Annotated in this window: 4 protein-coding genes; 1 reads left to right on the top strand and 3 read right to left on the bottom strand. The window is 72.0% G+C overall.

The genetic code is table 11. The features are described from left to right. A partial coding sequence (cofG, locus tag SACSA_RS0115610; RefSeq protein WP_019818566.1) for a 7,8-didemethyl-8-hydroxy-5-deazariboflavin synthase CofG occupies positions 1-1459 on the bottom strand: 1459 nt, incomplete at its 3' end. A gap of 262 nt (positions 1460-1721) precedes the next feature. Here cofG and SACSA_RS0115605 point away from each other — a divergent pair. Further along, a complete protein-coding gene (locus SACSA_RS0115605) occupies positions 1722-2804 on the top strand; it encodes a hypothetical protein (RefSeq protein WP_157596916.1) in 1083 nt (360 codons plus the stop codon). 59 nt (positions 2805-2863) lie between these two features. On the opposite strand, the gene SACSA_RS23255 is transcribed toward SACSA_RS0115605, so the two are convergent. Both SACSA_RS23255 and SACSA_RS26250 read right to left on the bottom strand, forming a co-directional pair. Next, positions 2864-3214 carry a hypothetical protein gene (locus SACSA_RS23255; protein WP_019818563.1) on the bottom strand — a complete coding sequence of 117 codons (351 nt, stop codon included), beginning with the start codon at positions 3212-3214 and terminating at the stop codon, positions 2864-2866. 248 nt (positions 3215-3462) lie between these two features. Further along, positions 3463-4281, bottom strand: coding sequence for an exodeoxyribonuclease III (locus SACSA_RS26250; protein ID WP_019818562.1), 819 nt, complete (start codon positions 4279-4281; stop codon positions 3463-3465). Between the last annotated feature and the right edge of the window lie 93 nt (positions 4282-4374).

Below are 4374 nucleotides of genomic sequence, written 5' to 3'. Positions count from 1 at the left end.
CCGGGTCGTCGGCGGCGAGGCGCAGGCCGGCGCGCACGTCGTCGCCGAGGCGTTCCGGCGCGGGGCCCGTCCGCTCCCGCAGCACCTCCCAATCGCCGTAGACGGTGTCGAAGTCACCACGCCGGTCACCGCTGCGGCCGTCGGTGTCGATCGACGAGTGCAGGTCGGCACGGCCCACCGTCTCCAGTCCGCCGTCCGGTTCCTGCCAGGGCAGCCCGGTGGGCCGTGCCCCTTCCGCGCCGAGTCCCTCGGGTGTGGCGAGCGCGTCCAGGTGCGTGTGCAGCCGGACGTCGATCCACTTCTCCGCCTCCCGTACGTAGCGCGGGTAGGCGGTCAGCCGCTCGCGCAGCTCGTAGCCCGCCGACCGCGTCCATCCGGCCAGTTCGTCGATCACCGGCCACGGCATCTCCGGGTTGACGTGGTCCGGGGTGACGGGTGAGACGCCGCCCCAGTCGTCGATCCCGGCCCGCAGCAGCAGGTCGTGCTCCGCGCCGACGAGGTTGGGCGGAGCCTGCACGCTCACCCCCGGCGGCAGCAGCAACCGCGCCACGGCGACCGTCGCGGCCGTCTCGGCCAGGTCCGCGTCGGCGTGGGACCGCATCGCCGTGTCCGGCTTGGCCCGGAAGTTCTGGACGATCACCTCCTGCACGTTGCGGTACTGCCGGGCCCGGGCGCGCAGGGCGTGCAGCGACTCGGCCCGCTCGGTGCGGGTCTCGCCGATGCCCACGAGGATGCCGGTGGTGAACGGCACGCCGACACGGCCCGCGTCGTCGAGCACGCGCAGCCGGGTGGCCGGGTCCTTGTCCGGGCTGCCGTAGTGCGGCCCGCCCGGCTGTGAGTACAGCCGCTCGGCGGTGGTCTCCAGCATCATTCCCATGCTGGGTGCGACCAGCTTGAGCCGCGTCAGCTCCTCCCAGCTCAGCACGCCCGGATTGAGGTGCGGCAGCAGTCCCGTTTCCTCCAGTACCACGACGGCGCAGGCGCGCAGGTAGTCCAGCGTGGAGGTGAATCCCCGCGCGTCGAGCCACTCCCTGGCCTGCGGCCAGCGCTCCTCCGGGCGGTCGCCGAGGGTGAACAACGCTTCCTTGCACCCGGCCTCGGCACCGGCCCTGGCGAGGTCCAGCACCTCGTCGCGTTCGAGGTACGGCGCGTCGAGCCTGCCCGGCACCGTGGCGAAGGTGCAGTAGTGGCACCGATCCCGGCACAGGCGGGTGAGGGGGATGAACACCTTCCGGCTGTAGGTGACGAGCCCGGAGCGATTCTGATCGAGCAGGTGGGCGTCGCGCACCCGGCCCGCGATGTCCAGTAGCCGGTCGAGGTCGGCCCCCCGCGCGTGCAGCAGCACGGCCGTTTCGGACACGTCGAGAGGCACGCCGTCGGAAGCCCGGCGCAGTGCGCGGCGCAGGGCGGACGGCGTGGGAGTCGGGTCCGGCGGAGCGAGCGGAACGGAATCGGCCATACGCCGAGCGTGCACCGGTACAGGGCCCGCGCGACGGCGGCTGAGGCCAGGATCACCCGAAGTGATCTCTCTCACTTTTCGGTGGCGGCCACCTGACCGAGTTGGTCACGGTGCGAGAATGCGGGTTCTCTCTTGGTCACCATAACCTAGGCGCGTGACCCGAGGGGCCGCGGGCGTCCGAGCGCGGCCGTCAGTGTCCTGCGCATCCGGGAGGGCGGGGCGAGTGATCGCGAGACAACGTCCGAACCGGCGGATTCCGCGAGTGGCCGGACGTCGCGGGTCCGGCTCCGGCGACCGCTCCCGGCCCTCCGCCCCGCCCACGGCGTGGTGGCGACTGCGGCGCGTGTGGGTCGCGGCCGGGTCCGTACTGGCCGCGGCCGGTGCGGTGGCCGGCGTCCTGTCGTGGATCGAGGCGCGCCGGGCGAATGAGGCCGCCCTCGGCTCGGATCTGCGGGTGGCCGAATACCGCGTGACGACCAAATCCGACGTCACCCAGACAAGTACGAGCGCCGTTACCGAGGAGGAGACAGTCCGGGAAGTCGATGCGGCGGCCGTCGATATCGTGCTGGAGAACCGGGGCGAGCAGCCCGCGCTCATCAACGAGATCGAAGTCGTCGTGCGTGCTCAGGACGCGCTCACCGGCTGTAGCGGCGCCGGACCGCTCCACGTGACCACCGACTACGACATCCGGATTCCCCCGGAGCTGCGGTCCCGCTCGGTGCGGGAACCCGTGCTCTTCAACCTCGGCGGCCGGAGCAGGGAGCGCATCCTCATCAGCCTCGGCTCCAGTGCCTCGGAGGCGTACGCGGGCTGGGGCACGATCTTCACGGTAGACCTGCGGCTGAAACGCGACTCCGAGATCGTGGCGACCATTCCGAACCTCGTGCTGATGCAGCCCTGGCAGCGCGACGACACGATCGCGAGGATGGTCTCGGAAACACTCGGCGACCACACCCCCGGCTACACCGACTGCGTGGCCGCGCATATGCGCACCCTCAAGCGGGCGATCGACCGGCCGGGAACGCACTCGCCGCACATGGTGGAGCTGTACGACCGGCTGCGCGCCGCCGGAGCCGGCGGCACCGTCGAGGGAATCTGGACCACTGAACTGGAGACCGTGCCGGACCCCGACGGGGCTATCGGCCTCGACACGGTCCACGACGGTGTTCAGCGATTGGAAGAGACTCTGGACACCACTGTGCTATTCCGCTTCACCGAGACCGCCGTCGTCTACTATCACCCCGGCCCGTTCGACGGACCGGACCAAGCCCGAGCCTGGTGCCGCGAGCACGGGCTAGCCGTTCCGAGCCTGTGCCGTCCCCGCTATGTCCCTGCCGAAGGGTAGGGACCGGTAACGGCGTGACCGTCGGCCTCGTGGCCCACGCACGACGACGCGGGTCCGGATCAGTCGCGCGGGACCGAGACCAGGGCGGTGTCGTGCCCGACCGGATGGCAGCCGGAATCCGGCTCCTCCTGTGCGCGCGCCTCGGCCGCGGCGCGGGCACGTCCCCTGCGCTGGCGGACCACGCCCGCGGCCATGCCGAGCACGCCGAAGGCGACCGCCGCGAGGCCGACCGGCCCCAGCAGGCCGAACGTCAGCGCATTCGGCTCGGCCCGCAGCGCGTAGGACACCGGCTCCGCCACCGCCGTCCCGGACGACACCGCCAGGACACCGACGGTGGTGCCGCCCATCACCACCGGACGACGGACCGCACGCACGGCCGACCGCACCGGGTCACTGCCTGGGTTGCGCACCGGAGTGCCTCCCGAGTCGTCAATCCACGTTCGCCCACGCGCTCACCCACTGGCGTGAACGCCGCCCGTGGAAGCTACCGACGGTGTCAAGATCGGGTGCCACGGGCGGTCGCCGAGACTAGCGGTCGGACGAACCCGCGCCCTCGCGGGGGTCGCCTTTCCGAACGCCTCGTGGTCGGCGGGACACCCACCGTCGCTGGAGCGGCCGGTCACGGCACCAGGCCCGGAGAGAAGGCCCCAGCCCTCCGTCACCGCGCCGGAACGGGGACGTCGACGTCGTAGGTGACGGTCAACGGGGCGTGGTCGCTCCAGCGCGCGTCGTAGGACGGTGCGCGCTCGACCGTCGCCTCCCTGGCGCGTGCGGCGAGGTTCTCGGTGGCGACGTGATAGTCGATGCGCCACCCCGCGTCGTTGTCGAACGCCCGTCCCCGGTAGGACCACCACGTGTACGGGCCGGGACCGTCCGGCACCAGCCTGCGGTGCACGTCGGCGTATCCGGCCTCGTCGAACACGCGGGTCAGCCATGCCCGCTCCTCGGGGAGGAAGCCCGAGTTCTTCCGGTTGCCCTTCCAGTTCTTCAGGTCAATCTCGGCATGGGCGATGTTCCAGTCGCCCAGGACGAGCACCTCGCGCCCGTCAGCCGCTGCCTTGTCCCGCACCTCCCCGAGGTAGGGCAGGAAGCCGTCCATGAAGCGTTGCTTCTCCTCCTGCCGGGGGGTGCCCACGTCACCGCTCGGCAGGTACAGGCTGGCCACCACGAGCCCGGGCAGCCACATCTCGACGTAACGACCGGCGTCGTCGAACTCGGCGAGGCCGCACCCGACCCGCACCGCCTCGGGTTCGATCCGGCTGTAGAGGCTGACACCGTTGCGGCCCTTGACCGCGCAGTCGGCGTGCGCGGCGTGCCAGCCGTCCGGCTCACGGAGCCCGGCGGGCAGCAGATCCGGGCTGGCCCGCACCTCCTGGCAGGCCACGACGTCGGCCCGGGTGGCGGCGAACCACTCGGTGAAGCCCTTCTTGGCGGCGGCCCGCAGGCCGTTGACGTTGACGGTCGACACGGTCAGCACGCCGGGCAGGGTACCCGCCGCGCAGGGCGGGAGAAGCGGACGCGGGCGGCGCGCATGGCCGGGTTCACGCCGCCGTCGGGCCGAGCGGGCGGG

Origin of the sequence: Saccharomonospora saliphila YIM 90502 (genome assembly GCF_000383795.1) — a bacterium.
Taxonomy (GTDB): domain Bacteria; phylum Actinomycetota; class Actinomycetes; order Mycobacteriales; family Pseudonocardiaceae; genus Saccharomonospora; species Saccharomonospora saliphila.
Note: the sequence above shows the minus strand (reverse complement) of the source record. Positions and strands in the feature narration are given on the sequence as shown.